Genomic DNA, 26,100 nt, shown 5'->3' with positions numbered 1-26,100 from the left:
GGCTAACTATCGTGACGGAGCGGACGGTGACGGCGAAACGCGTGCCACCGGCGCAGCTGGCACCGCAGCTGCGTGATGCGATCACCCGGCTCAACCGGCGGGTCCGACAGGCCCGACCGGTCGGCGACCTCACGGTCACCCAGCTCTCCGCGCTCACCAGCCTCCGGCTGGCGGGTGCGCTGACGCCTCGGGAACTGGCCGACGTGGAACGGGTGCAGCCCCCGACGATGACCAAGATCGTCGCGAAGTTGGAGGAGCGCGGCCTCGTGCAGCGCACCCCCCATCCGACCGACGGCCGGCAGGTCATCCTGGCGGCGACCGAGGGGGGACGGGCGGTGCTCGACCAGTTCGAGCGGGTCCGTGACGAGTGGCTGGCCCGCCGGCTGGCCGAGCTGACCGAGGCCGAGCGGGACACCCTGCGGCAGGCGGCCGAGATCCTTCAGCAGGTCGCCCGCGCCTGACCCGCGCGTCGTGCCACCGCGCCGTCCGACGTCGATGACGCGTACGACCGCGAGGAGGCGCACCAAGAGTGCAGGCGAAGCTGAGCACGATGTTCCAGTCCCTACAGGTCCGCAACTACCGGCTCTTCGCATCCGGGCAGCTGATCAAGCTGATCGGCGTCTGGATGATGTTCATCGCCCAGGACTGGCTGGTCCTCGAGCTCTCCGACAACTCCGCCACCGCGCTCGGCGTGGTGACCGCGCTCCAGTTCACCCCGGTGCTGCTGCTCACCCTGCTCTCCGGGCGGCTCGCCGACCGCTACGACAAGCGCATGCTGCTCTTCGTCGCGAACGCCTTCTGGACCGTGCTGGCCCTCGCCATGAGCCTGCTGGTGATCACCGGCCTCGTGCAGCTCTGGCACGTCTTCGCGTTCGCGGCCCTGCTCGGCGTCGCCAACGCCGTGGAGACCCCGGTCCGGCAGGCGTTCGTCTCCGAACTGGTCGGCACGTCGCTGCTGCCGAACGCGCTCTCGCTGAACGCGGCCGTGTTCAACTCCGCCCGGATCGTCGGTCCGGCCGTCGCCGGCCTGGCCATCGCCGTCCTCGACGTCGGGCCGGTCTTCCTGTTCACCGCGCTCAGCTCGATCGCCCCGCTGGTCACCGTGATCCAGATGCGCCCCGCCGAGCTGCACCGGGAGGCGCTGCCGCCACGCGACGAGCGGGCGTCGGCCAAGGTGGTCGACGGCCTGCGCTACGTCTGGCGCCGGCCCGACCTGCTGCTGCCCATGGCGATGATGTCGGTGATCGGCATGTCGCTGTTCAACTTCCAGCTGACCCTCGCCGCGCTGGCCAAGACCGTGTTCCAGACCGGTGCCGCCTCGTTCGGGCTGTTCAGCACCGCGCTGGCGGTCGGCGCGCTGGTCGGGGCGCTCGCCGGCACCGGGCGGCGCAGCCGCCCGTCGGTCTGGCTGGTGCTCGGCGCGGGGGTCGGCTGCGCCAGCTTCGGCACGCTGGTGGGGCTCGCCCCGGCGTACTGGATGGTGGTGACGCTGCTGCTGCCGACCGGGTTCTTCATGGTCTTCTTCGCCCAGGCGGCCAACCAGCGGGTCCAGCTCGGCACCGACGCCGCCTTCCGCGGTCGGGTGATGGCCCTGTGGGTGCTGGTCTTCCTCGGCACCAACCCGGTCGGAGCGCCGCTCATCGGCTGGGTCGCCGAGACCTACGGCGCCGGCGCCAGCATCTGGATCGGCGGGCTGATCTCGCTGGCCACCGTCCTGATCGCGCTCACCTGGCAGCTGCGCCACTCCGGCGCCCGGCTGCGCTTCCGCATCCTGCCGATGCCGCGCTTCTACGTCACCTCCACCGACTGCTGAGCGTCCCGCCGCCCCTCGGTGGGACGACCCGTCCCATCCTGCGGATGGCGTGGATGGCACGAAAGCGGTGGCGGTAAGGAGGAAAGAGGCTTAGCGTCGATACGTGGAGCCCGGGCGCGCGCTGCTGCTGATCCTGGCCTTCGTCGCCGTAGCGAGCCTGCCGGCGGTGATCGCCCTGGTCTTCTGCGCCGACGAGATCATCGACCGGGTCGCCTGCGGATGGGCCGAGTGGCGCGAGCGCCGGCAGGAGCGGCGCACGATCGCCCGGCTGGACCGGGCCGTCGAGGCCGACGCGCTGACCCGCGACATCGACCTCACCGGCTTCGACCGGCCCGACCGGCGCCCGCTGGAGGAACTCGCCGCCGACCTGCGCCGCCTGCGCGGCCAGGGGGTCGGCCCCGACGGCCGCCAGCCCGTCTGGCACGGCACGATCCTGCGGGCGTACGACGACCGGCTCCGGCTGGCCTGCCGGGCCCTCGGGCTCACCGAGCACCTGGCCGAGCTGGAGGGCGTCGACCTGGAGCTGGAACGGGTCCGGGTGGAGGGACTGCTGCACGCCGCCGGGCTGACCCTGCCTGCCGCCCGGGCCGGCCACCGGCAGCGTCACCGCTGAGGGCGTGGCGGCGTGCGGCTCTTCGTGGCGCTCTACCCGCCGCCCGAGGCGGTCGCGCACCTCGGCGCGCAGGTCGCCCGGCTGCGGATCGGCGCGGCGGCCGCCGCCGGCATCAACGTCCGGCTCGCCGACCCGGCCCACGCGCACGTCACCCTCGCCTTCCTCGGCGACGTGGAGGCGGACCGGCTGGTCGCCGTGGAGAGCGCGCTGGGGCTCGCCGCCGAGTGGTCCCGGAACGGCCGCCAGGCCGCGCCCCGGCTCCGGCTGGCCGGCGGCGGGCGGTTCGGGCGGGGCCGGTTCACCGTGCTCTGGGTCGACCTGCGGGGCGAGGTGGAGCCGGTACTGGTGCTGGCCCGGCTGATCCGCTCCCGCCTGCGGCACGCCCGCCTGCCGTACGACGAGAAGCCGTTCCGCCCGCACCTGACCGTCGCCCGCCCCGGCGACCGGGTGCCCCCGGTCGACGTGGCCGCCGACGTGGCCGCCCTCGACGACTACGAGGGCCCGCAGTGGCCGGCCGGCGAGATGATCCTCGTACGCAGCCACCCCGGGCCCCGCCCCACCTACGACCGCCTGGCGGCCTGGCCCCTCTGACGCTCCGCGGTCACCAGGCCCAGGCCTCCGGGCCGGGGCCGCCGTTGCCGACGGGCGGGAAGAGCTCGTCCAGGCGGGTGAGGGCGTCCTCGTCGAGGCGGACGGCCAGGGCGCCCAGGGAACGGTCGAGCTGGTCGGTGGTGCGCGGTCCGATGATCGGGGCGGTCACCCCGGGCCGGGAGAGCAGCCAGCCGAGGGCCACGTCCGCCGGGTCGTGACCGAGGTCGCCGCAGAGTTCCTCGTACGCCTCGATGGTCGGCCGGTGCTCGGCGAGCGCGTCGGCGGAGCGGCCGCTGGCGCCGCGCGCGGCCCCGCCCTCGGCCATCTTCCGCAGCACACCGGCGAGCAGCCCGCCGTGCAGCGGCGACCAGGGGATGACGCCCAGCCCGTGGTGCTGCGCGGCGGGCACCACCTCGAGCTCGACGTGCCGGGTCATCAGGTTGTAGATGCACTGCTCGGAGACGAGGCCGAGGAAGTGGCGCCTGGCCGCGGCCTCCTGCGCCACCGAGATGTGCCAGCCGGCGAAGTTGGACGACCCGACGTAGAGGACCTTGCCCTGGGCGACCAGGGTCTCCATGGCCTGCCAGATCTCCTCCCACGGGGTGCTCCGGGAGACGTGGTGCATCTGGTACAGGTCGATGGTGTCGGTCTGGAGCCGGCGCAGCGAGTCCTCGCAGGCCCGGACGATGTGCCGGGCGGAGAGGCCCTGCTCGTTGGGCCACTCGCCCATCTTGCCGTAGACCTTGGTGGCCAGCACGACCTTCTCCCGCCGGCCGCCGCCCTGGGCGAACCAGCGCCCGATGATCTGCTCGGTGATCCCCTCGCCGGTCTGCCAGCCGTAGACGTTGGCGGTGTCGAAGAAGTTGATCCCGTGTTCGAGGGCCCGGTCCATGATCGCGAAGCTGTCCGGCTCGGTGGTCTGCGGCCCGAAGTTCATCGTGCCGAGGCAGAGGCGGCTGACCGACAGGCCCGTACGGCCAAGGTTCGTGTACTCCATGAGGCCACCCTGCCACGCCGGCACTTCGAGTGCCTCGCGTCGACTCCGGCGACGGGTCCGTCGCCGGAGTCAGCCGGTCACGAGGACTCGCGGGCCGCCGGGCCGCTACCGAAGAGCACGTCGTCCCAGCTCGGCAGGCGCTTGCGCGGCTTGCCGCCGGCGTCGGTCGACTCGCCCGCCGCTGCCGCCGCGGGCGCGCCGGTGCGCCGGGGCCGGAGCACCGCCAGCGACGGCACGGCCGGCACCTCCTTGGGCGCGTCCGAGTCGTCGTCGAACGCGGAACCCTGGCCACCGCCGAGCAGCGCCGCCGCCCCGCCGCCGACCGGCCGCTGACGCGGCGCGTCCTGCCCGGCCAGGGCGGCCGGGGTGCGGGGTTCGAGCCCGCGGCCCGAGGTCGAGCCGAGCGGACGGTCGAGGGAGGCGAGCAGGGCGTCCCGCCCGGCCCGGATCGGGTCGCGCCCGGGGCGGCTGTGCTCGGCCGCCGCCGCCGGCAGGCCGTGCCCGCCCCGGCTCGGCTCACCGCGCGACGGGCCGGGCAGCGCGTGGCCGCCCCGCTCGGGCGCCGGCTCCTGGCCGAGGATCGGGGTGGGCCGCTCGGCGCAGAGGTATTGCGCCATGTCGTCGTGCGGGGTGACCGCCTGCCGGGTCTTGTCGAGATCCCAGATCGCCTGCGCGGTCGCCTTGCCCGAGGGCCAGGTCGCCACGATCCGCCAGGTGCCGTCGTCGCGGCGCCACGCGTCCCAGGAGATCTTCTCGGTGTCGATCCCGTGCTGGGCCAGCCGGCCGTTGACCACCTCGGCGAGCGGGGTGGGCTTCTCCGCGCCCTTCAGCCGGGTGCGCCGGGCGTGCTGGGCGAGCATGGCCCGCTCCTGGAGCACCGGGCCGGCGTAGCGCAGCACGCGGTCGACCGGCACGCCGGCGATCCGGGCGACGTCCTCGGCGGACTCGCCGGAGCGGATCTTCGCCTGGATGTCCCGTGGGGAGAGTGAGGGCACCGGGTCGGCGCTGGTCGCCGGGGCCACCGCGAGCGGCGGGGCGCCGGGCTCGGCGTGCAACGCGCCGGCGATCCGCTCGTCGATGGGCAGGGCGAGCAGTCGCCCGACCTCGTCGGCGAGCACCAGGGCCTGGCCGTCCTCGGAGAGGGCGACGAAGCGTACTGGGCGCATGGCGTTGCCTCCGTCCCGCTTCGCTGGCCGTCACGCCACGAGCCGGCCACCCGGGCGTCCTCGCACCACCGTACGCGCATCTGCCCGCGGGTGGGGGATGCGACACCCGCATGTCGCGACTGAGCTGCGACGATGATCACGGTCGGTGGCCGGCGGGCGTGCCGGCGGCCACCGACCGTGACGGCGATCAGAGTCGCTCGACCACGTAGTCGATCGACGCGGTCAGGGCCTCGACGTCGGCCGGCTCGACGGCCGGGAAGAGCGCGACGCGAAGCTGGTTGCGGCCCAGCTTCCGGTACGGCTCGGTGTCCACGATGCCGTTGGCGCGCAGCGCCTTGGCGATCGCGGTGGCGTCGACGGAGTCGGCGAAGTCGACGGTGGCGACCACGTTGGAACGCAGCGCCGGGTCGGTGACGAACGGCGTCGCCACCTCGGAGCGCTCCGCCCAGCCGTACACGATCGCGGCGCTCTCGGCCGTGCGCTTGGCCGCCCAGGCCAGCCCGCCCTGGGAGTTCATCCAGTCGGTCTGCTCGGCGGCCAGGAAGATGGTGGCCAGCGCCGGGGTGTTGTAGGTCTGCTCCAGCCGCGAGTTGTCGATCGCGGTGACCAGGTCGAGGAAGGCCGGGATGTAGCGGCCGGACGCCTTGATCTCGCCGGCCCGCTCCAGCGCGGCGGGGGACATCAGGGCCAGCCACAGGCCGCCGTCGGAGCCGAAGCACTTCTGCGGGGCGAAGTAGTAGACGTCGGTCTCGCCGACGTTGACGTCCAGGCCGCCCGCGCCCGAGGTGGCGTCGACCAGCAGCAGCGAGCCGGGGTCGGCGCCGGCCACCCGGGCGATCGGCACCGCGACACCCGTCGAGGTCTCGTTGTGCGGGGTGGCGTAGACGTCCACCCCGGCCTCGGCGGTCAGGGTGGGCGCGGTGCCGGCCTCCGACTTGCGGATGGTGGGCTCGCCGAGGAACGGGGCGTCCTTGACGGACTTGGCGAACTTCGCGCCGAACTCGCCGAAGCTGGCGAACTGCGCCCGGTCCCGGACGAGGCCGAACGTCGCGACCTCCCAGAACGCCGTGGTGCCGCCGTTGCCGAGCACCACCTCGTAGCCCTCGGGGAGGGAGAAGAACTCGGCGATGCCGCGGCGCAGCCGGGCCACCTGGTCACGGACGGTCTTCTGCCGGTGCGAGGTGCCCAGGTAGCTGGTCGCCACGTCGGTGAGGGCGGAGACCGCCGCCGGACGGACCTTGGACGGCCCGCAGCCGAACCTCCCGTCGGCGGGCTTGAGGTCGTCGGGAATCCGGATGGTCGGTGCGTCAGCCACGGTTGTCGAGATCCTTCCGCATGGGCGAGAGCGGGCCCGGTGTTCAGGCGGGCGCGGATCGACGGCGGACGCGCGCTCAGGCGCACGACGTGGCCGGGACCCGGGCCCGGTCCGGCGACACTGCCGGCCTTCATCCTCCCACCCGGATCGGCCGCTCCGGCCGCTGGTCCCACCTGCGGCCTTGAGGCGTACGCCACAACCGGCGCCCGGGGGTCGCGGCCCGCTGTGCCCACGCGCACGAAGGGACCCTTCCCGCCGCCGGGCGAGGGGAAGGGCCCCTTCTCGCGTCGTCTCTCAGACGCCGTGCGGGATGGCGTCCCAGCCCTCGACGTCGCTGGGCTTGCGGGTGCCCGGGCCGACGTAGCGGGCCGACGGGCGGACCAGCCGCTGGAGCTTCTTCTGCTCCAGGATGTGCGCGCTCCAGCCGCCCATCCGGGCGCAGGTGAACATCGAGGTGAACATGTGCGCGGGCACCTCGGCGAAGTCCAGCACCACGGCCGACCAGAACTCGACGTTGGTGGCGAGCACCCGGTCCGGCCGGCGGGCCTGGAGCTCGGCCAGGGCGGCCTTCTCCAGCGCCTCGGCGATCTCGAAGCGCGGCGCGCCCAGCTCCTTGGCGGTGCGGCGGAGCACGCGGGCGCGCGGGTCCTCGGCCCGGTAGACGCGGTGGCCGAAGCCCATCAGCCGCTCGCCCCGGTCGAGGACGCCCTTGACGTAGCCCTCGGCGTCGCCGCTGCGCTCGACCGCCTCCAGCATGCTGAGCACGCGGGACGGGGCGCCGCCGTGCAACGGGCCGGAGAGGGCGCCGATGCCGGAGGAGATGCAGGCCGCGGCGTCCGCGCCGGTGGAGGCGACGATCCGGGCGGTGAAGGTGGAGGCGTTCAGGCCGTGCTCGGCGGCCGAGATGAAGTAGGCGTCGACGGCCTTGACGTGCCGCGGGTCCGGCTCGCCCCGCCAGCGCTTCATGAAGCGCTCGACGATCGTGGACGCCTTGTCGATCTCCTTCTGCGGCACCGCCGGCAGGCCCAGGCCGCGCGCCGACTGGGCGACGAAGGAGAGCGCGGTGACCGACACCCGGGCGAGGTCCTCGCGGGCCTGCTCGTCGGAGATGTCGAGCAACTGGCTGAGACCCCAGTACGGGGCCAGCATCGCGACCGCGGACTGCACGTCCACCCGGATGTCGCCGGAGTGCACCGGCACCGGGAACGGCTCCGCCGGCGGCAGGCCCGGGCCGAACCGCCCGTCGACCAGCAGCGCCCAGACGTTGCCGAAGGAGACCTGGCCGATCAGATCCTCGATGTCGACCCCGCGATAGCGCAGCGCGCCGCCCTCGCGGTCGGGTTCGGCGATCTCGGTCTCGAAGGCTACGACGCCCTCCAGCCCGGGTTTGAAATCGGCCATGTCGCTCTCCTGGATCTGCTCGGTGCGCCCGCCCGGGGCTTCGGTCCCGGCCCAGCCGGGCGAGCGCCTTAGGCGACCCTCAGGGATGTGTTCGTGACATCTTGCCTGCTGGGTAACCGGATCCGCGACCCACTGCGACTGTGCCGCACACGACATCCCCGGTCCGGAAGGCCCGGGCCGCGTCGGTGACACTGGGCGGTACGGGCTGGCCTGCGTCGCAGGGGGTGGGCCGGGTCGACGAGGAGGAGTGGGAACGTGACGGGGGACACAGCCCGGCCAGCGGCGATGCGTAACGAGTACGCCGCGGAGCTGGGCCTTTCCGAGGCGGACCTGGCCGCCGACTGGCACGACCAGTTCGACCGCTGGTTCGCCGACGCGGTGGCCGCCGGGCTGCCCGAACCGAACGCGATGGTGGTCGGCACCGCCGACGCCGCGGGCCGGCCGAGCGCGCGGACCGTGCTGCTGAAGGGGTACGACCCGGAGGGCTTCGTCTTCTTCACCAACTACGGGTCCCGCAAGGGCGCCGAGGCGGCCGCCAACCCGTACGCCAGCCTCGTCTTCCCCTGGTTCCCCATGCACCGGCAGGTGGTGGTGGCCGGCCGGGTCGAGCGGGTCGACCGGGCGGAGACGGAGGCGTACTTCGCCAGCCGGCCGCGCGGCTCCCAGCTCGGTGCCTGGGCCAGCACCCAGTCCCGGGTGATTCCCGACCGGACCGTGCTGGACGAGGCGTACCGGGCGGCGGCGGAGCGGTTCGCCGAGGTCGAGCCGATCCCCGCCCCGCCGCACTGGGGCGGGCTGCGGGTGCGGCCGGAGTCGGTGGAGTTCTGGCAGGGCCGGGTCAGCCGGCTGCACGACCGGCTGCGCTTCCGGCTCACCGGGACCGGGCAGTGGACCGTCGAGCGGCTGGCGCCGTGACCCAGCTCAAGGACCCGCGGCCGGGCGGGCTGCGCCGGTTCGCGATCGACGTGCGCCCGCTGGCCGTGCCGGCGTACCGGCGGATGTGGCTGGGCAACGGCATCGCGATGCTCGGCATCCAGCTCACCGCGGTCGCCGTGCCGGTGGAGATGTACGCGCTGACCGGCAGCTCGTTCTGGGTCGGCCTGATCGGGATCGCGGCGTTCGTACCGCTGCTGGTCTTCGGGCTCTGGGGCGGCGCGGTGGCCGACGCGCACGACCGGCGCAAGGTGCTGCTGGGGACCGCGGCGGTGCTCTGGGTCGCCACGTTCGGCCTGGTGGTGCAGGCGGTGCTCGGGGTCGGCAGCCCGCTGCTGCTGCTCGTCCTGGTGGCGGTGCAGTCGATCGCCTTCGCGGTCAGCTCGCCCACCCGCAACGCGATCCTGCCCCGGCTGGTGCCCGCGGAGCTGGTGCCAGCGGCCACCACGCTGAACTTCACCACCTTCACGGCCGCCGCGGTGTTCGGCCCGCTGGTCGCCGGCCTGATCTTCGCCGCGTGGGGCACCGACCTCGGCCTGCCGATCGCGTACGCGGCCGACGCCGCGCTCTACGCGGTCGCCGTCTGGGCGACGGTGAAGCTGCCGGCCATGCCGCCGGAGCGGGACCCGGAGGCGTCCGCCGCCCCACGGCGGGCCGGGCTGGCCAGCATCGTCGACGGCCTGCGCTACCTGGCGACCACCCCGGTGCTGATGCTCTCCTTCGTCATCGACCTGATCGCGATGGTGCTGGCGATGCCCCGGGCGCTCTTCCCGGAGATCGCCGAATCCCGGTTCGGCGGCGGCGCGGCGGTCGGCTGGCTCTACAGCGCGATCGCGGCGGGCGCGATGCTCGGCGGGCTGACCTCGGGGTGGATCGGGCGGCTGCGCCGGCAGGGGCTGGTGCTGGTGGTGGCGGTGGTCGGCTGGGGGCTGGCGGTCGCGGCGGCCGGGCTGGCCGGCCAGCTCTGGCTGATGGTGCTGCTGCTCGCGGTGGCCGGGGCGGCCGACCTGGTCAGCGCGGTGCTGCGGCAGTCGATGCTGCTGGTCCACGCGCCGGACCGGATGCGTGGGCGGCTGATGGGCGTCAACACGGTGGTCATCGCCGGCGGCCCGCGCCTGGGCGACCTGCGGGCCGGCGCGGTGGCGGCCGGTTTCGGCGGTGGCGTCGCCTGGGTCGGCGGCGGGCTGGCCGCGGCGGCGCTCGCGGTGCTGCTCGCGGTGGCGTTCCCGGTGCTGCTGCGCTACCGGGCGACGGCCCCCGCCGGCGGTGACCGGGCGTGACGGGTTCGGCCGGGGCGAGCGACGGCGAGGGGGAGCCGTTAGGGTCCCCCGCATGGACACCCCCGACCAGCGTCCGCCCTCGGGCGCACAGTGGACCATTTCGGCCGCCGGCCACGAGGCCGTCATCGTGGAGGTGGGCGGCGGGGTCCGGACATACCGGCACGACGGGACCGACCACCTGGACGGGTACGACGCCGACGAGATCTGCCCCGGCTGCGCGGGACAGGTGCTGGCCCCCTGGCCGAACCGGATCCGCGACGGGCGCTACACCTTCGGCGAGCGGTCGTTGCAGCTCACGCTCAGCGAGCCGGACCGGGGGGTGGCCATCCACGGGCTGGTCAACTGGGTGCCGTGGCGGCTGGTGGAGCAGTCGTCCGACGCGGTGACCGTCGGCTACGACCTGCCGCCGCAGCCGGGCTACCCGTGGCCGCTGCGGCTGCGCACCCGGTGGAGCGTCGGCCCGGACGGGCTGCGCGCGGAGCACGAGGCGACGAACCTCGGCGCCGAGCCCGCGCCGTTCGGCTTCGCCGTGCACCCGTACCTGCGGGTGCCCGGGGTAGCGGTGGACGACCTGTCGCTGCGGCTGCCGGCCCGGACGCGGTTGCAGGTGGACGGGCGGCTGCTGCCGATCGGGGGCACCCCGGTCGCCGGCACCGAGTACGACTGGACCAGCCCCCGCCGGATCGGCGGCGCCCGGCTCGACCTCGCCTTCGGCGACGTGATCCGCGACGACGACGGCGGCTCGGTGGTCAGCCTGGCCGCCCCGGACGGCGCGGCGGGCGTGCGGATCTGGGCGGACCGGGAGTTCGGCTGGTGGCAGGTGTTCACCGGCGACGCCCTGGCCGGCGAGCGGCGACGCCGTTCCGTGGCGGTGGAGCCGATGACCTGCCCGCCGGACGCGTTCCGCTCGGGTCGGGACGTGATCACCCTGAAGCCGGGCGCGACCTGGCGGGGTGTCTGGGGCGTACGACCCGGGGTCTGAGCGGGGGAGCGCATGGAGTTCAGCGAGGTGGTCCGGCGGCGCCGGATGGTGCGCAACTACGACCCGGACCGCCCCGTCCCGCCCGACGTGGTGGAGCGGCTGCTCGACCACGCGGTCCGCGCGCCGTCGGCCGGCTTCGCCCAGGGCTGGGGTTTCCTGGTGCTGGAGACGCCGGAGGACCGGGAGCGGTTCTGGACGGCGACCACCCCGGGCGGTGGCGGCCGGGAGCGGTGGCTGGCGGGGATGCGCCGGGCCCCGCTGATCGTCGTCCCGCACGCGAACCGGTCGGCCTACCTGGAGCGGTACGCGGAACCCGACAAGGGCTGGGCGGACCGCTCGACGGAGCGCTGGCCGGTGCCCTACTGGTACGTGGACACCGGCTTCGCCGCCCTGCTGATGCTGCTGACCGCCGTCGACGAGGGGCTGGGGGCGTGCTTCTTCGGCATCCCCGCGCCGCGCCTCGACGCGTACCGGGAGGCGTTCGGGGTGCCGCCCGAGTACGAGCCGGTCGGAGCCGTCACGGTGGGTTATCGTGCGCCCGACCACCGGTCACCGTCGCTGCGCCGGGGACGTCGCCCGGTGGACGAGGTGGTCCGGCGGGGGCGGTGGAGCTGACCGGCGCCGAGAGCCTCGTCAGGTGTTTCGTCCGGTGGCGAACCGGACGGCGGGTGGTGAAACTGGCATCAGGGAGCAGAACGCGGTGTGGTGCGGCCGGCTACGCTGGCACGGTCATCGGTGCCGCGGGTCGCGGTGCCGCGCCGCGAACCGACCCGGTGTCGTGGGTCGGCCCGGCCAGGGGGAGGGGAGCGTGCCGTCGTGATCTTCAGAGCGGTCCGGGACGGGCGTCCCTACCCGGAGCACAACCTGACGCTCAAGCAGTGGGCGGAGATTCCGCCGAGGCCGCTGCGCCTGGATCAGTTGATCACCACCAAGCGCGAGCTGGCGCTGGACAAGCTCCTCGCCGAGGACTCCACCTTCTACGGCGACCTCTTCCCGCACGTCGTGCAGTGGAACGGCGGGCTCTACCTGGAGGACGGGCTGCACCGCGCCCTGCGGGCGGCGCTGCAGCAGCGCAACCAGATCCACGCCCGGGTGCTCGTCCTCTCCGGGCCGATCGAGTGAGCGCGGTCCGCCGGCTGGCCGACCCGTCCTGACCTGCGGTTCCGCCGGATCGGCGCGGCGGTCGCGCCCGGTGCGGTCCGTCGACGAGCGGCTGTCGCACAGGAGCCGTACCGTCATCCTCAGACGACGTGTCTGACGAGGACGGTGAGGGCCATGGCCCGCGACGGTGACATCAACGAGCCCACGAAAGAGTTCCCCGGCTATCCGACCGGCGAGGCGCTCAAGGAGCGGTCGGCTGTCACAACCGGGCCGGAGCCGGGTGCGCCGCCGCCGGCGGGCGGGCCCGCCCGCGGCCTGCTCTGGGTGCTCGGCGCGGCGGCGCTGGCGGTGGTGGTGCTGCTCGGCGTGCAGGCCACCGGCCTGCTGCCGGACTTCCGCAACCCGTTCGCCAAGGAGCAGACCGACCGCAGCCAGCCGCCGCTGCTCAAGTCGATCCAGGATCTCAGCCGCTACGTGGCGGCCGAGGGCAACTTCCAGGTGGTCGTCGATCTCCAGAACGACCGGCGCAACGTGCCCGACTGGCTGCTCAGCCAGCGCACCCTCTTCGTCGGGGCGGGCAGCGTCGAGGCGTACGTCGACTTCGCCAAGATCTCCGAGGGCGCGGTGGTCGAGTCGGCCGACGGCAAGTCGGTGGAGATCAGGCTGCCGGCGCCGCAGCTCGGCAAGACCAACCTCGACCTGGAGAAGAGCTACGTCTTCGCCGAGGAGCGCGGGCTGCTCAACCGGGTCGGCGAGCTGGTGAAGGGCGATCCCAACCGCCAGCAGCAGGTCTACCAGCTCGCCGAGGAACGGATCACCACCGCGGCCCGCGACAGCGGCCTGACCCAGCGGGCGGAGGAGAACACCCGCAAGATGCTGGAGGGGCTGCTCCGCTCCCTCGGCTACGAGAAGGTGACGGTCACCTACACCGCCCCGTGACGGCGGAGCCCACCGACGCGACGGCGCCCGCCCCGGTCGACGGGACGGGCGCCTGCGCGTGTATCGCCCCCGCGGCCGGCGGGAGTGGGACGGGGTCAGTAGCGGGTGGCGGCGTGGCGGTCCTCGTTCGGCATCAGGACCCAGAGGACCAGGTAGACGATCACCTGGGTGCCGGGCAGTAGCAGCGACAGCAGGAACAGCAGCCGGATGAAGCCGGCCGACCTGCCGAAACGCTGGGCCAGGCCGGCGCAGACGCCGGCGATCATGCGCCCCTGACGGGGGCGGACCAGTTTGCGACTCATCGTCGTACTCCCACTCTGCGGCGTTCGCCGCCTCTGCCCTCAACGGTAGGAAGGGGTGGCCACCGCGCCCTCGGTCGCGAGGAGGATCGGCGGCGCCCGTACCCGTAGGTGGTTACCCGGGAACCGGCCCCGCGACGCCCCGGCCCCGCCGGAGCGGGACGGCCGACGGGAACGACGGGCAGGAGCTGAGCTGGGCGGGTAGGCTCGCCGGTCGGGCACCCACACCCCCGGGTGCCGGACGGCCGCCCGGACCGGGTCGGCCACGACCGGGCCGGAACCCCACGAGGGTGCGACGGCGAGGAAGTGCAGCCATGATCAGCGTTTTCGACCTCTTCAGCGTCGGCATCGGGCCGTCCAGCTCCCACACGGTGGGGCCGATGCGGGCCGCCCGCACCTTCGCCGCCGGGCTCAAGGCCGACGGGTTGCTGACCGGCACGGTACGGGTGCAGGCGGAGCTCTTCGGCTCGCTCGGCGCCACCGGGCACGGCCACGGCAGCGACCGGGCCGTGCTGCTCGGGCTGGCCGGCGAGGCCCCGGAGACCGTCGACACCGACACGGTCGACGCGCGGATCACCCGGATCCGCGCCGAGCGCCGGCTGGGCCTGCTCGACGCGCACGAGATCGACTTCGACCCGGACCGCGACCTGGTGCTGCACCGGCGCCGGTCGCTGCCGTACCACCCCAACGGGATGACCTTCGCCGCGTACGACGACAGGGGCGCGGAGCTGCGGGTACGGACGTACTACTCGGTCGGCGGCGGGTTCGTGGTGGACGAGGCGGCGGCCGGGGCGGACCGGATCAAGCCGGACGCCACGCGGGTGCGGCACCCGTTCCTCACCGGCGCGCAGCTGCTCGACGTGACCTCGTCGACGGGGCTGTCGATCAGCGAGGTGATGCTCGCCAACGAGCTCTCCTGGCGCAGCGAGGGCGAGGTGCGCGCCGGCCTGCTGGAGATCTGGCGGGTGATGCGGGAGTGCGTCGAGCGCGGCTGCTCCCGCGACGGGGTGCTGCCCGGCGGCCTGAAGGTCCGCCGCCGCGCCGCCGAGCTGCGCCGCAGCCTGGAGACGGAGTCCGACCCGGCCGATGCGCTGCGGGCGATGGACTGGGTGACCCTCTTCGCCCTCGCCGTCAACGAGGAGAACGCGGCCGGCGGCCGGGTGGTCACCGCGCCGACCAACGGGGCGGCCGGGATCATCCCGGCGGTGCTGCACTACTACACCCGGTTCTCCCCTGGCGCCTCCGAGGATGGGGTGGTCCGGTTCCTGCTGGCGGCCGGCGCGATCGGCGTGCTGTTCAAGGAGAACGCCTCGATCTCCGGCGCGGAGGTGGGCTGCCAGGGCGAGGTGGGCTCGGCCTGCTCGATGGCCGCCGCCGGGCTGGCCGAGGCGCTGGGCGGCACCCCCGAGCAGGTGGAGAACGCCGCCGAGATCGGCATGGAGCACAACCTCGGGCTGACCTGCGACCCGGTCGGGGGTCTGGTGCAGATCCCCTGCATCGAGCGGAACGCGGTGGCTAGCATCAAGGCGATCACGGCCGCCCGGCTGGCGCTGCGCGGCGACGGGGTGCACCACGTCTCGCTGGACAAGGTCATCAAGACCATGCGCGAGACCGGCGCGGACATGAAGGTCAAATACAAGGAGACGGCGCGCGGCGGACTGGCCGTCAACGTGATCGAGTGCTGAGGGGGCGTTCGTTCACCGACTGCTAACCTGTCGTCCGTTCGGTGAGGCGGGAGGCGGCGGTGACCTCTGGCGTCGCGGCGTTGTGGTCGCACCGCACCTCGCTGCGCATCCTCGTCCGGCGCGACCTCGCCGTGAAGTACCAGCAGTCCGTGCTCGGGTACCTCTGGTCGCTGATCGAGCCCCTCAGCATGGGGGCGATCTACTGGTTCGTCTTCGGAATCCTCTACTCCCGGGACACCAACCGCCACCTCGGTGACGCGGCCGACTCGTACCCGCTGTTCCTGCTCACCGGGATCTTCGCCTGGATGTGGACCAGCTCGGCGCTGAGCGAGGCGACCAACGCGCTGACCGGCCAGGCCCGGCTGATCACGACGATGAACGTGCCGCGGCAGGTCTTCCCGATCGGCCGGGTCACCGGCCGCTTCGCCGAGTACGCCGCCGGCCTGCCGATCCTGCTCGCCGTCGCCGTCTGGTACGCCGCGTCCGGCCGGGTCGAGCTGGGCTGGTCGCTGCTGGCCCTGCCGCTCGCGGTGGCGGTGCAGGCCGTCCTGCTGGTCGGGCTGGCGCTGCTGCTCTCGGCGGTCAACGTGCTGATGCGCGACGTCGAGCGCTTCATGCGGCTGGTCATCCGGGTGCTCTTCTACGCCACCCCGATCATCTATCCGCTGAGCCTCGTGCGGGACGCCGACCTGCCGGGCTGGCTGAAGGTCGCCTACGAGCTGAACCCGCTGGTCGGCATCTTCCAGCTGCACCACGCGGTCTGGTACCCGGACGAGTTCCCCGACGCCCGGCTGCTCGCCACCGCCGTCGGCGTCAGCCTGCTGGTGCTGGCCGCCGGCTGGTGGTCGTTCCGCCGGCTCGAACCCGCCGTGCTCAAGGAACTGTAGGGATGGCCGACCCGATCATCGCGGCGGAGGGGCTCGGCATCCGGTTCGTCCGCAACCGGCGGCGGCAGCTGCGGCTGCGGGAGCTGTTCATCCACCGGGGGCGGCGCGGCGCGGACGACGGCCGGTTCTGGCCGCTGCGGGACGTGTCGTTCTCGGTCCGCGCCGGGGAGACCGTCGGTGTGGTGGGCCGCAACGGCACCGGCAAGAGCACCCTGCTGCGGCTGATCGCCGGCGTGCTCATTCCCGACGAGGGCCGGATCCGGGTGCGCGGGGACGTCGCGCCGCTGCTGGAGCTCTCCGCCGGGTTCTCCAACGACCTGACCGGGCGGGAGAACCTCTACCTGGTCGGTGGCCTGCACGGGCTCCCCTCGGGCTACCTGCGGCGGCACTTTGACGACATCGTCTCGTTCGCCGGTGAGCAGGTGGAACGGGCCATCGACACGTCGGTGCGGCACTACTCGTCCGGCATGAAGGTCCGGCTCGGCTTCGCCATCATCTCGCACCTGCCGCACCCGATCCTGCTCATGGACGAGGTGACCGCGGTCGGGGACGAGGAGTTCCGCAAGAAGTGTTATGCGACGATCGACCGTCTGCTCGGGGAGGGGCGCACTCTGGTGCTGGTGTCACACAACGAAAAGGACCTGACCCGGTTCTGCCGTCGGGGGCTCTACCTCGACGGGGGCCGGCTGAGCGTCGACGGCACGATCGCCGAGGCGCTCCACGCGTACCAGGCCGCGGTTCCGCGGTGACGCTCGCGATCGTGCTCGCCGCCGACGCCCCGGCCGCGAGCCTGCCGACCCGCTCGGGCGAACCCCTCGCCGACCGGCTGGCCGACCAGCTCCGTCGCGCCGGGGCGGACGAGGTGCGCCACGCCGCCGACCTGGACGAGCTGGCCAGCCTCGTCGACGCGGCCACCGGCCCGGTGCTCGTCACCGGCGCCGACCTGGTCGCGCACACCGCCGTCCTGCGGCACCTGGCCACCAGCCCCGTCGGGCCGACGGTCGCGCTGGTGCTCACCGACCCGCCCGGCGAGGGCCGCACGGCCGTGCGCGAGGAGCGCGGCCAGGTGGTCGAGGCCGGGCCGCCGGAGGCGCTGGACGGCGGGGCCACCGGCGTCTTCGGCGGCGCGCTGCGGGTGGGCGTCGACCATTTGCCCGCGCTCGCCGCCGCCGCGCGCGCCGCCACCGTCGCGGCGGTGCCCGCGGGCGCGCCGTCGGCCGCCGCGCCGCCGGTGGCCGGGCCCGCCGTGGACCGGCTCTTCGCGGGCCTCACCGGGCTCGGCACGCTGACCTTCGCCCAGCGCGTACGCCTGCTCGTCGCGCACCGGGTGGGCGACCCGGCGGGGCTGGCCGCCGCGGAGGCGGCCGTGGCCGCCGTCGACGAGGACCGGGCCGAGCTGAGGCTCTCGGTGAAGGAGCGGGACGACTTCTTCACCACCTTCTTCGTCAGCACCTGGTCGCCGTACGTGACGAAGGCGTCGGCGAAGCTCGGGCTCGGCCCCACGGCCGTCACGATGATCTCGGTGGCCTTCGCGGTGGCCGCCGCCGTGCTCTTCGGCACGGGCGGCCGGCTGGCGCTGGTCGCCGGGGCGGTGCTGCTCTACCTCGGCTTCGTGCTGGACTGCGTGGACGGCCAGCTCGCCCGCTACACCCGGCACTTCAGCGCCTGGGGCGGCTGGCTGGACACCATGGCCGACCGGGCGAAGGAGTACGTGGTCTACGCGGGCCTCGGCTACGGGGCCACCCAGGCCGGCTTCCGGTACGGCTGGGCGCTGGCGATCGCCGCGATCACCCTGCAGACCGTCCGGCACATGACCGACACCTGGTACGGCGTGCTGCACGACGAGGCGGCCCGCCGGCCGAAGGCGGTCGGCACCGCCGGCGGCGGCATCGGCGACAGGCTGAACGCCGCCTCCAACCGGGTGCAGGCCGACACGGGCTCGCTGTCGTACTGGCTGAAGCGGACGGTGGTCTTCCCGATCGGGGAGCGGTGGGCGCTGATCGCCATCACCGTGGCGCTGTTCGGCCCGCTGGTCAGCCTGTACGCGGTGCTCGGCTGGGGGGTGCTGGCCTTCGCGTACACCGGGGCGCTGCGCACGCTGCGGGCCCGCTGGATGCGGGTCCCGGTGCTGGACACGGTCGACGCCACCCTGCACCGCGACGACGGCCCGCTCGCCGCCCGGTTCCCGTTGGCCCGCCGGCCGGGACCGCTGACGTTGGCGGTGCTGGCCGCGCTGCCGGCGGCGATCATGCTGCTCGTCGCGCTGCGCGGGGGCGAGGCAGCCCCGCCCCGGTGGACGGTGCTGCTCGCCCTGGCGGGGCTGCTGCTCGCCGGCGGCGGGGCGCGGGCGGCGCACGACGGGCCGCTGGACTGGCTGGTCCCGGCGGCGCTGCGGGCGGGCGAGTACCTCTTCGCCATCGCGGTCGGGGTGGTCGGCGGCGTGCCGGCGTGGCTGGTCTTCGGGTACGTCTTCGTGCTGACGCTGCACCACTACGACCTGACGGCGCGGCTGGAGAAGCGGCAGGCCGCCCCGCCGCTGCACGGCGGCACGCTGGGCTGGGAGGGCCGGTCGGTCCTGCTGGCCGCGGCGGCGATCGTCGGTTTTGCGGGTATCGGGATGGCTACACTCGGTACGTACCTTCTCGTGGTTTTCGTGGGGAGTGTCGCCCTCGCCTGGGTCGTCCTGCCTGCCCGCGCCGCGCGGGCGTCGGCGGGTGCGGTCGGCGCGGGAGGTCGCTCGCCGGGCTGACGACAGGGGCCGGCCGATGACACTGATCAGCTTCGTCGTGCCGGCCTACCGGGTGCAGGGCTACCTGCGCGAGTGCCTCGACTCCATCCTCGGCCAGCCGGTCGCCGACATCGAGGTGATCGGCGTCGACGACTGCTCGCCGGACGACAGCGGCGAGATCCTCGCCGAGTACGCGGCCCGCGACCGGCGGATGCACGCCGTCCGGCTGCCGGAGAACGTCGGGCTCGGTCCGGCCCGCAACGTCGGGCTGGACCGGGCCGTCGGGGAGTACGTCTGGTTCGTCGACGGCGACGACTGGCTCGCCCCGGATTGCCTCGCCGAGGTGGCCGGGCGCCTCCGCGCGACCCGCCCCGACGTGCTCCTGGTCGACCACGTCCGGACCCACTGGAACAACGCCGCCAGCCGCAGCGCGATGACGGAGGTGTTCCCGGAGCCGCCCGGCGAGGAGACCTTCCGGCTGCGGGAGCGGCCCGAGACGCTGCGGCTGCTGCACACCGCCTGGAACCGGCTGGTCCGCCGGCAGTTCCTGCTCGACGAGGGGCTGCGCTTCGCCCCCGGCTGGTACGAGGACGTCTCGTTCAGCTACCCCGTGCTGATGGCCGCCGAGCGGATCGGCGTGCTGGACCGGGTCTGCGTCAACTACCGGCAGCGCCGGACCGGGGCGATCACCAGAACCCGGGGCGAGCGGCACTTCGAGGTCTTCCAGCAGTGGCACCGGGTGTTCCGGCTGATGGACGCCTGGGGGCCGGCGGTCGACGACCTGCGCCCCGCGCTGTTCGAGCGGATGATCTGGCACTACCTGACCGTGCTCGGCAACGGGGAACGGCTCGACCCCGAGCTGCGGCCGGCCTTCTTCGCCCGGATCACCGCCGACCACGCGCGCTGGCTGCCGCCCGGCGGCTACCCGGCGCCGGGGGGCGCCGAGGGGCTCAAGCACCGGCTGGTGGCCGCCGGCCGCTGGCGTACGTTCAGCGCGCTGCGGGCCGCCTACCGGGCGCGGGACGTGGCCCGGCGTACCGCGCGGAGCACGAAGCGGCGGGTCGCGCCCCCGGCCCGGCGGGCCGCGCGGCTGGCCCGGGACACCCTGCTGCGGGAGTACTACCGGGCCGAGTTGCGCCGGCCGGTCGACCCGACGCTGGCCGTCTACGCGGCCTACTGGTACCGCGGATACTCGGACAACCCGGCGGCCGTCTTCGAGGCGGCCCGGCGGCTGGCGCCGCAGATCCGCGGCGTGTGGATCGTCCGGCGGGACCGGGTGCACACCGTGCCGGAAGGCGTCGCGTACGTGGTCGCCGGCACGCCCGCGTACTACCGGGCGCTGGCCCGGGCGCGCTGGCTCGTCAACAACGTGAACTTCCCGGACTTCGTGCGCAAGCGGCCGGGCACGGTGCACGTGCAGACCCACCACGGCACGCCGGTGAAGGTGATGGGCCTCGACCAGCAGCGCTACCCGATCGGCGCGGTCGGGATGGACTTCGCGGGGCTGCTGCGCCGGGTGGACCGGTGGGACTACAGCATCAGCGCGAACAGCTTCTCCAGCCAGATGTGGGAGCGCGCGTACCCGGCCGCGTACACCACGCTGGAGGTCGGCTACCCGCGCAACGACCGGCTGGTCACCGCGACCGCCGAGGAGGTGGCCCGGCTGCGTGCCGGGTTCGGCCTCGGGCCCGGCGAACAGGTCGTCCTGTACGCCCCGACGCACCGCGAGCACCTGCCCGGCTACCGGCCACCGTTCGACCCGGAGCGGCTGCTCGACGTGCTCGGCCCGGCCGGCCGGCTGCTGATGCGCAGCCACTACTTCCACGACCGGGACCGCCGCGCCCGACGCCCGGCGGACCGGGAGCGGGTACGCGACGTCAGCGGCCACCCGCGCGTCGAGGACCTCTACCTCGTTGCGGACGTGCTGGTCACGGACTACTCCTCGGCGATGTTCGACTACGCGGTGCTCGACCGGCCGATCGTCGTCTACGCGCCCGACTGGGAGGCGTACCGGCTGGCCCGCGGCGTCTACTTCGACGTGACCGCGGAGCCGCCGGGCGCGGTGGCGACCAGCTTCGCCGACCTGCTGGACCTGTTCCGTGCCGGCGGGGTCGACTCCGAGACGGCGCGCAAGGCCCGGCAGCGGTTCCGGGCCCGGTTCTGCGCGCTCGACGACGGCCACGCCGCCGAGCGGGTGGTCCGTCGGGTCTTCCTCGGCGAGGAGTCCCCGGACGGCCAGCCGGCGCGGGTAGCCGGCATGCGGACCCCGCGGAGGCGGGCGGAAGGAAGTATTCCCTGACGGAGGGCCTCGTCCCGCCGGGTGGGCGTCACAGGGCCGTCACAAGCCGAACATGGAACGTTTACCCGATGTGCGAACCGGATGATCCTCGTCACAGTCATTCGGGGTTCGGCCGACGAGCTGGGGGGAGGGCACGGTGACAACCGTCGCACTCAAGGATGTCACGAAGGTGTTCAGGGACGGCACCCTCGCCGTCGACAGCGTCAATCTCGACGTCAACGACGGCGAGTTCATGGTGCTGCTCGGCCCGTCGGGCTGTGGCAAGTCGACGGTGCTGCGGATGGTGGCCGGGCTGGAGGACCCGACGTCGGGCGCGGTGATGCTCGACGGCGAGTTGGCCAACGACCTCCCGCCGCGCGACCGGAAGATCGCCATGGTCTTCCAGGACTTCGCGCTCTACCCGCACATGACCGTCGGCGACAACATCGCCTTCCCGCTCAAGCTGGCCGGGTTGGAGCCCGAGCCGCGCGGCGAGCGGGTCACCGACGTGGCCAGCGCGCTCGGCATCGGCGACGTGCTCGGCCGCAAGCCCAGCCAGCTCTCCGGCGGGCAGCGCCAGCGGGTCGCGATGGGCCGGGCGATCGTGCGCCGCCCGGGCCTGTTCCTGATGGACGAGCCGCTGTCGAACCTCGACAGCGGGCTCCGGGCCGAGCTGCGCGCGGAGATCTCCGGCCTGACCCGGGAGCTGGGCGTCACCACCATCTACGTCACCCACGACCAGGCCGAGGCGCTGACCATGGCCGACCGGGTCGCGATCATGCGCAAGGGCGTCCTCCAGGACGTCGGCACCCCCACCCAGGTCTACGGCCGCCCGGCCACCCTCTACGTGGCCGCGTTCCTCGGCAGCCCGCGGATGAACCTGCTGGAGGCCTCGGTCTACGTCCACCTGGACCGCTACGTCACCCTCACTCTCGGCGACCAGTCGCTCCACCTGCCGTGGGACGACATCCGCAGCCGGGCGGTCGCGCACTACCACGGGGAGCGGATCGTGGTCGGGATGCGGGCCGAGGCGCTCACCCCGGTCGCGCCGGACACCCAGGGCGCGGTGTTGCACGGCCGGATCCGCTACCTGGAGCACCACGGGCACGAGTCGCTCGCCTTCCTCGACATCGGGGCCACCGCCATCGTGGTGGACGAGATGGGCGCCCGCGTCGACGCGCCCACCGGCCAGCGCGGCCTGCGCCGCTTCGGGCAGGTCATGCAGCGGCTGACCGGGCGCGCCGTCCAGGAGGAGGAGGCCGCTCCGGCCGCCGCCAACCGCACCAGCGTGCTCAACGACCCGGGCCGGCACCACCGGCGCCCCGCCGAGCTCGCGGTCCGGCTCGCGCCGTACCCGGGGGTCGCCGCCGGTCACCCCCTGGCCATCTCCGTGCGCATGGACGCGCTGCACTTCTTCGACGAGCGCGGCGACCGCATCGACGTGGGCTGGCGCTGACGGGGCGGCCTTGCCGACGAAGTTACCGACTAGTAACGTCGGGTCATGACCATCGACTCGCGCCAGGTGGCGGCCGGCATCCTGGAGGCCGTGCCGTTCGCCCGCACGCTCGGCATCGAATTCGTCGAAGTGGCCCCCGAGGCGGAGGGCGGGGTGCGGGTGACCGTCCGGCTGCCCGACTCGCCGGCCACCCACAACCACGTCGGCGGCCCGCACGCCGGGGCCATGTTCACCCTCGGCGAGACCGCCTCCGGCGCGGTCGTGCTGGCCGCGTTCGCGCCGCTGCTCGACCGGGCCACGCCGCTGGCGGTGCGGGCCGAGATCGCGTACCGGAAACTGGCGATGGGTCCGGTGCGGGCCACCGCGCGGCTCGGCCGACCGGTCGCCGAGGTGGTCGCGGAGCTGGAGTCCGGCAGCCGGCCGGAGTTCCCGGTGCGGGTGGAGATCGCCACCGAGGAGGGCAGACCGACCGGTGAGCTGACCGTGGTCTGGACGCTGCGCCCGAACTGAGCCGCGCGGCAAGCGGGCCGAAAAGCGGTTTGCGGGCGCGGAGGTCTGGATAGATTCGTACCGTGTTGGGCCTGCCTGCTCACGTGACCGCCTGTCTCTTCGATCTGGACGGTGTGCTGACGCAGACCGCCCGGGTGCACAACGCCGCCTGGACCGAGACCTTCGACGGCTTCCTGCGCCGACGCGCCGCCGCCACCGGCGAGGAGTTCCGCCCCTTCGACCCGGGGCCGGACTACAACCGCTACGTCGACGGCCGGCCGCGCGCCGACGGGGTGCGCACCTTCCTCGCCTCCCGGGGCATCGTGCTGCCCGAGGGGTCGCCCGACGACCCGCCGGACGCGGCCACCGTCAACGGCGTCGGCAACAGCAAGAACGTGCTGCTGCTGGAGCGGCTGCGCACCCACGGCGTGGACGTCTACCCCGGCTCCGTCGCCTACCTGGAGGCGGCGGTCGCCGCCGGTCTGCGCCGGGCGGTCGTCACGGCCAGCGCGAACGGCCGGGAGGTGGTTGCCGCCGCCGGGCTGGAGCCGCTGCTGGAGGGCCGGGTGGACGGGCTCGTCGCCCGCGCCGAGGGGCTGCGGGGCAAGCCGCACCCGGACACCTTCCTGGCCGGCGCGAGGCTGCTCGGGGTCGACCCGCGCAACGCCGCCGTCTTCGAGGACGCCCTCGCCGGGGTCGCCGCCGGGCGGGCCGGCGGATTCGGTTACGTGGTGGGCGTCGACCGGGTCGGCCAGGCCGCCGAGCTGCGCGCCCACGGCGCCGACGTCGTGGTCACCGACCTCGCCGACCTGCTCGACTCCGGGCGGCCCGCGTGATCCGGGAACGCGCCTATCCGGTCGAGCCGTGGCACGTCCGGGAGACGCGGCTGGACATGGACGTCCTGGCCCAGTCCGAGTCGGTCTTCGCCCTCTCCAACGGGCACGTCGGGCTGCGCGGCAACCTGGACGAGGGGGAGCCGCACGGCCTGCCCGGCACGTACCTCAACTCGTTCTACGAGCTGCGCCCGCTGCCGTACGCGGAGGCCGGCTTCGGGTTCCCCGAGTCCGGTCAGACGGTCGTCAACGTGACCAACGGCAAGCTGATCCGGCTGCTGGTCGACGACGAGCCGCTCGACGTCCGCTACGGCGAACTCCTCGCCCACGAACGGGTCCTCGACCTGCGCGCCGGCACGCTGTACCGGGAGCTGCACTGGCGCTCCCCGGCCGGCCGCGAGGTCAAGGTCCGCAGCACCCGGCTGGTCTCGTTCACCCAGCGCGCCGTCGCCGCGATCAACTACGAGGTGACGGCGGTGGACGTCCCGCTGCGGCTGATCCTCCAGTCGGAGCTGGTGGCGAACGAGGCGCTGCCCCCGCAGAGCCGGGACCCGCGGGTCGCGGCCGTGCTGGAGTCGCCGTTGCAGGCCGAGGAGGAACTCACCACCCGCGACGGCGGGCTGTTGATCCACCGGACCAAGCTCTCCGGGCTGCGGGTCGCCGCCGCGATGGAGCACGAGGTGTACGCCCCGGCGCGGAAGACCATCGAGTCCGAGGGGTACGAGGACTGGGTGCGTACCACGATCGGGTGCGTGCTCCAGCCCGGCGAGACGCTGCGCGTGGTCAAGTACCTCGGCTACGGCTGGTCGAGCCGCCGGTCCCTGCCGGCGATGCGCGACCAGGTCGAGGCCGCCCTGACGGGGGCGCGGCTGGACGGCTGGGACGGGCTCCGCCGTGAGCAGCGCGAGTACCTCGAGGAGTTCTGGGACGCCGCCGACGTGGTGGTGGAGGGCGACCCGGAGATCCAGCAGGCCGTCCGGTTCGGCATGTTCCACGTCCTCCAGGCGGGCTCCCGGGCGGAGCGGCGGCCCATCGCCGCGAAGGGCCTGACGGGCCCGGGGTACGACGGGCACGCGTTCTGGGACACGGAGATGTTCGTCCTGCCGGTGCTCACCTACACCCACCCGGCCGCCGTGCGGGACGCGCTGCACTGGCGGCACGGCACCCTGGCCGCCGCGCACGAGCGGGCCAGGACGCTCAACCTGGAGGGCGCGGCGTTCCCCTGGCGCACCATCGAGGGACCGGAGTCGTCGGGGTACTGGCCGGCGGGCACCGCGGCCTTCCACATCGCGGCCGGCGTGGCCGACGCGCTGCGGCGCTACGTCCAGGTCACCCAGGACACCGAGCTGGAACGGGAGATCGGGCTGGAGCTGCTGGTGGAGACCGCCCGGCTGTGGCGGTCGCTGGGCCACCACGATCGGCACGGCCAGTTCCACATCGACGGGGTCACCGGCCCCGACGAGTACACGGCGGTGAAGAACGACAACATCTACACCAACCTGATGGCGCAGCGGAACCTGATCAGCGCGGCTGACGCGGTGATGCGCTACCGGGACGAGGCGTTCCGCCTCGGCGTGACCGACGAGGAGGCGGCGGCCTGGCGGGACGCGGCGGCGTCCATGCACGTCCCGTACGACGAGGAGATCGACGTCCACGAGCAGGTCGAGGGCTTCACCCGGCTCCAGGAGTGGGACTTCGCGCACACGCCGCCGGAGAAGTACCCGCTGCTGCTGCACTACCCGTACTTCGACCTCTACCGCAAGCAGGTCGTCAAGCAGGCGGACCTCGTCCTGGCCATGCACTGGCGGGGCGACGCGTTCACGCCGGAGCAGAAGCTGCGCAACTTCCTCTACTACGAGCGGCGCACGGTGCGCGACTCGTCGCTGTCGGCGTGCACCCAGGCGGTGCTGGCGGCCGAGGTGGGCCACCCGGAGCTGGCACACCTCTACCTGCGCGAGGCCGCGCTGATGGACCTGCACGATCTCAACGAGAACACCCGCGACGGCGTGCACATGGCCTCGCTCGCCGGCGCGTGGATCGCCCTGGTGGCCGGGTTCGGCGGGCTGCGCGACCACGACGGCAGCCTCTCCTTCGCGCCCCGGCTGTCCAGCCGGCTCGAGCGGCTGGAGTTCTCGCTCCAGTGGCGCGGGATGCGGCTGCGGGTCGACGTCCGGCCGCACGAGACCACGTACGCGCTGCGCCACGGCGACCCGGGCGACGTGCTGGAGCTGCGTCACCACGGCGAGACGGTCCAGGTCACCTGCCGGGAGCCGGTGACGGTGCCGATCCCCCCGGCGGAGGTGTCCGGGCCGGC

Annotated in this window: 24 protein-coding genes; 19 read left to right on the top strand and 5 right to left on the bottom strand. The window is 73.8% G+C overall.

Annotated features, from left to right (window positions below; all coding sequences use genetic code 11):
• Positions 1 to 11: 11 nt before the first annotated feature.
• The 4 genes from ACSNN9_RS14185 to thpR all read left to right on the top strand — a co-directional run bounded on the left by ACSNN9_RS14185 (position 12) and on the right by thpR (position 3,017).
• Positions 12 to 461 carry a MarR family winged helix-turn-helix transcriptional regulator gene (locus ACSNN9_RS14185; protein WP_172896591.1) on the top strand — a complete coding sequence of 150 codons (450 nt, stop codon included), beginning with the start codon at positions 12 to 14 and terminating at the stop codon, positions 459 to 461.
• Positions 462 to 529: 68 nt separating this feature from the next.
• Positions 530 to 1,813 carry an MFS transporter gene (locus ACSNN9_RS14180; RefSeq protein ID WP_436673510.1) on the top strand — a complete coding sequence of 428 codons (1,284 nt, stop codon included), beginning with the start codon at positions 530 to 532 and terminating at the stop codon, positions 1,811 to 1,813.
• Positions 1,814 to 1,916: 103 nt separating this feature from the next.
• Complete coding sequence (locus ACSNN9_RS14175; RefSeq protein ID WP_436673508.1) at positions 1,917 to 2,426, top strand: hypothetical protein; 510 nt, start codon at positions 1,917 to 1,919, stop codon at positions 2,424 to 2,426.
• 12 nt (positions 2,427 to 2,438) lie between these two features.
• Positions 2,439 to 3,017 carry an RNA 2',3'-cyclic phosphodiesterase gene (thpR, locus tag ACSNN9_RS14170; RefSeq protein WP_436673506.1) on the top strand — a complete coding sequence of 193 codons (579 nt, stop codon included), beginning with the start codon at positions 2,439 to 2,441 and terminating at the stop codon, positions 3,015 to 3,017.
• A 10-nt stretch (positions 3,018 to 3,027) separates the two neighbouring features.
• Here thpR and ACSNN9_RS14165 read toward each other — a convergent pair whose 3' ends face one another.
• The 4 genes from ACSNN9_RS14165 to ACSNN9_RS14150 all read right to left on the bottom strand — a co-directional run bounded on the left by ACSNN9_RS14165 (position 3,028) and on the right by ACSNN9_RS14150 (position 7,896).
• Positions 3,028 to 4,014 carry an aldo/keto reductase gene (locus ACSNN9_RS14165; protein WP_436673505.1) on the bottom strand — a complete coding sequence of 329 codons (987 nt, stop codon included), beginning with the start codon at positions 4,012 to 4,014 and terminating at the stop codon, positions 3,028 to 3,030.
• A 77-nt stretch (positions 4,015 to 4,091) separates the two neighbouring features.
• Positions 4,092 to 5,180 carry a septation protein SepH gene (gene sepH, locus ACSNN9_RS14160; RefSeq protein WP_436673503.1) on the bottom strand — a complete coding sequence of 363 codons (1,089 nt, stop codon included), beginning with the start codon at positions 5,178 to 5,180 and terminating at the stop codon, positions 4,092 to 4,094.
• A 187-nt stretch (positions 5,181 to 5,367) separates the two neighbouring features.
• A complete protein-coding gene (gene serC, locus ACSNN9_RS14155) occupies positions 5,368 to 6,495 on the bottom strand; it encodes a phosphoserine transaminase (protein WP_436673502.1) in 1,128 nt (375 codons plus the stop codon).
• 294 nt (positions 6,496 to 6,789) lie between these two features.
• Positions 6,790 to 7,896, bottom strand: coding sequence for a citrate synthase 2 (locus tag ACSNN9_RS14150; protein WP_436673500.1), 1,107 nt, complete (start codon positions 7,894 to 7,896; stop codon positions 6,790 to 6,792).
• A gap of 285 nt (positions 7,897 to 8,181) precedes the next feature.
• Here ACSNN9_RS14150 and pdxH point away from each other — a divergent pair, with 285 nt between their 5' ends.
• The 6 genes from pdxH (at position 8,182) to ACSNN9_RS14120 (ending at position 13,131) form a co-directional block, all read left to right on the top strand.
• A complete protein-coding gene (gene pdxH, locus ACSNN9_RS14145; protein ID WP_436673527.1) occupies positions 8,182 to 8,811 on the top strand; it encodes a pyridoxamine 5'-phosphate oxidase in 630 nt (209 codons plus the stop codon).
• A complete protein-coding gene (locus ACSNN9_RS14140) occupies positions 8,808 to 10,109 on the top strand; it encodes an MFS transporter (RefSeq protein WP_436673498.1) in 1,302 nt (433 codons plus the stop codon). The genes pdxH and ACSNN9_RS14140 overlap by 4 nt, the downstream gene beginning before the upstream one ends.
• A gap of 52 nt (positions 10,110 to 10,161) precedes the next feature.
• Complete coding sequence (locus ACSNN9_RS14135) at positions 10,162 to 11,091, top strand: aldose 1-epimerase family protein (protein WP_436673496.1); 930 nt, start codon at positions 10,162 to 10,164, stop codon at positions 11,089 to 11,091.
• Between the two features lie 12 nt (positions 11,092 to 11,103).
• Positions 11,104 to 11,706 (top strand): nitroreductase family protein, encoded by a 603-nt coding sequence (locus ACSNN9_RS14130; RefSeq protein WP_436673495.1) that lies wholly within the window; start codon positions 11,104 to 11,106, stop codon positions 11,704 to 11,706.
• 201 nt (positions 11,707 to 11,907) lie between these two features.
• On the top strand, positions 11,908 to 12,213 hold the full coding sequence (locus tag ACSNN9_RS14125) for a type II toxin-antitoxin system VapB family antitoxin (protein WP_089002310.1): 306 nt from the start codon (positions 11,908 to 11,910) through the stop codon (positions 12,211 to 12,213).
• A gap of 153 nt (positions 12,214 to 12,366) precedes the next feature.
• The gene (locus tag ACSNN9_RS14120; protein WP_436673493.1) at positions 12,367 to 13,131 is read left to right on the top strand and encodes a DUF4230 domain-containing protein; all 765 of its coding nucleotides are present in this window, start codon (positions 12,367 to 12,369) and stop codon (positions 13,129 to 13,131) included.
• A gap of 95 nt (positions 13,132 to 13,226) precedes the next feature.
• Here the strand turns inward: ACSNN9_RS14120 and ACSNN9_RS14115 are convergent, their stop codons facing one another.
• The gene (locus tag ACSNN9_RS14115; protein WP_357877986.1) at positions 13,227 to 13,433 is read right to left on the bottom strand and encodes a PspC domain-containing protein; all 207 of its coding nucleotides are present in this window, start codon (positions 13,431 to 13,433) and stop codon (positions 13,227 to 13,229) included.
• A 311-nt stretch (positions 13,434 to 13,744) separates the two neighbouring features.
• Between ACSNN9_RS14115 and ACSNN9_RS14110 the strand changes: the two genes are divergently transcribed.
• The 9 genes from ACSNN9_RS14110 to ACSNN9_RS14070 all read left to right on the top strand — a co-directional run.
• Positions 13,745 to 15,115, top strand: a complete 1,371-nt coding sequence (locus ACSNN9_RS14110; protein ID WP_436673492.1) for an L-serine ammonia-lyase — start codon at positions 13,745 to 13,747, stop codon at positions 15,113 to 15,115.
• A gap of 59 nt (positions 15,116 to 15,174) precedes the next feature.
• The gene (locus ACSNN9_RS14105) at positions 15,175 to 16,002 is read left to right on the top strand and encodes an ABC transporter permease (RefSeq protein ID WP_436673490.1); all 828 of its coding nucleotides are present in this window, start codon (positions 15,175 to 15,177) and stop codon (positions 16,000 to 16,002) included.
• Between the two features lie 2 nt (positions 16,003 to 16,004).
• Positions 16,005 to 16,751, top strand: coding sequence for an ABC transporter ATP-binding protein (locus tag ACSNN9_RS14100; RefSeq protein WP_358086127.1), 747 nt, complete (start codon positions 16,005 to 16,007; stop codon positions 16,749 to 16,751).
• The gene (locus ACSNN9_RS14095) at positions 16,748 to 18,751 is read left to right on the top strand and encodes a DUF5941 domain-containing protein (RefSeq protein WP_436673488.1); all 2,004 of its coding nucleotides are present in this window, start codon (positions 16,748 to 16,750) and stop codon (positions 18,749 to 18,751) included. The genes ACSNN9_RS14100 and ACSNN9_RS14095 overlap by 4 nt, the downstream gene beginning before the upstream one ends.
• A gap of 16 nt (positions 18,752 to 18,767) precedes the next feature.
• The gene (locus ACSNN9_RS14090) at positions 18,768 to 21,029 is read left to right on the top strand and encodes a bifunctional glycosyltransferase/CDP-glycerol:glycerophosphate glycerophosphotransferase (RefSeq protein ID WP_436673487.1); all 2,262 of its coding nucleotides are present in this window, start codon (positions 18,768 to 18,770) and stop codon (positions 21,027 to 21,029) included.
• Positions 21,030 to 21,165: 136 nt separating this feature from the next.
• Positions 21,166 to 22,464: an ABC transporter ATP-binding protein gene (locus tag ACSNN9_RS14085; RefSeq protein ID WP_436673486.1), complete on the top strand. Its 1,299-nt coding sequence runs from the start codon at positions 21,166 to 21,168 to the stop codon at positions 22,462 to 22,464.
• Positions 22,465 to 22,509: 45 nt separating this feature from the next.
• The gene (locus ACSNN9_RS14080) at positions 22,510 to 22,974 is read left to right on the top strand and encodes a DUF4442 domain-containing protein (protein ID WP_436673484.1); all 465 of its coding nucleotides are present in this window, start codon (positions 22,510 to 22,512) and stop codon (positions 22,972 to 22,974) included.
• A gap of 62 nt (positions 22,975 to 23,036) precedes the next feature.
• Positions 23,037 to 23,789, top strand: coding sequence for an HAD-IA family hydrolase (locus ACSNN9_RS14075; RefSeq protein WP_436673482.1), 753 nt, complete (start codon positions 23,037 to 23,039; stop codon positions 23,787 to 23,789).
• Positions 23,786 to 26,100: glycoside hydrolase family 65 protein (locus ACSNN9_RS14070; protein WP_436673481.1), on the top strand; the 2,315-nt coding region annotated here is incomplete at its 3' end. The genes ACSNN9_RS14075 and ACSNN9_RS14070, both read left to right, overlap by 4 nt.

Source organism: Micromonospora sp. URMC 107, from assembly GCF_051386315.1.
GTDB lineage: Bacteria > Actinomycetota > Actinomycetes > Mycobacteriales > Micromonosporaceae > Micromonospora.
This window is presented reverse-complemented; position numbering and strand designations above follow the sequence as displayed.

Bases quoted from the DNA above. Each gene is read 5' to 3' on its own strand.
- ACSNN9_RS14130 (WP_436673495.1), top strand. From the start codon at position 11,104: ATGGAGTTCAGCGAGGTGGTCCGGCGGCGCCGGATGGTGCGCAACTAC.
- ACSNN9_RS14100 (WP_358086127.1), top strand. From the start codon at position 16,005: ATGGCCGACCCGATCATCGCGGCGGAGGGGCTCGGCATCCGGTTCGTC.
- ACSNN9_RS14080 (WP_436673484.1), top strand. From the start codon at position 22,510: ATGACCATCGACTCGCGCCAGGTGGCGGCCGGCATCCTGGAGGCCGTG.
- ACSNN9_RS14120 (WP_436673493.1), top strand. From the start codon at position 12,367: ATGGCCCGCGACGGTGACATCAACGAGCCCACGAAAGAGTTCCCCGGC.
- ACSNN9_RS14150 (WP_436673500.1), bottom strand. From the start codon at position 7,896: ATGGCCGATTTCAAACCCGGGCTGGAGGGCGTCGTAGCCTTCGAGACC.
- ACSNN9_RS14110 (WP_436673492.1), top strand. From the start codon at position 13,745: ATGATCAGCGTTTTCGACCTCTTCAGCGTCGGCATCGGGCCGTCCAGC.
- ACSNN9_RS14115 (WP_357877986.1), bottom strand. From the start codon at position 13,433: ATGAGTCGCAAACTGGTCCGCCCCCGTCAGGGGCGCATGATCGCCGGC.
- ACSNN9_RS14165 (WP_436673505.1), bottom strand. From the start codon at position 4,014: ATGGAGTACACGAACCTTGGCCGTACGGGCCTGTCGGTCAGCCGCCTC.
- ACSNN9_RS14135 (WP_436673496.1), top strand. From the start codon at position 10,162: ATGGACACCCCCGACCAGCGTCCGCCCTCGGGCGCACAGTGGACCATT.
- ACSNN9_RS14090 (WP_436673487.1), top strand. From the start codon at position 18,768: ATGACACTGATCAGCTTCGTCGTGCCGGCCTACCGGGTGCAGGGCTAC.
- sepH (WP_436673503.1), bottom strand. From the start codon at position 5,180: ATGCGCCCAGTACGCTTCGTCGCCCTCTCCGAGGACGGCCAGGCCCTG.
- pdxH (WP_436673527.1), top strand. From the start codon at position 8,182: ATGCGTAACGAGTACGCCGCGGAGCTGGGCCTTTCCGAGGCGGACCTG.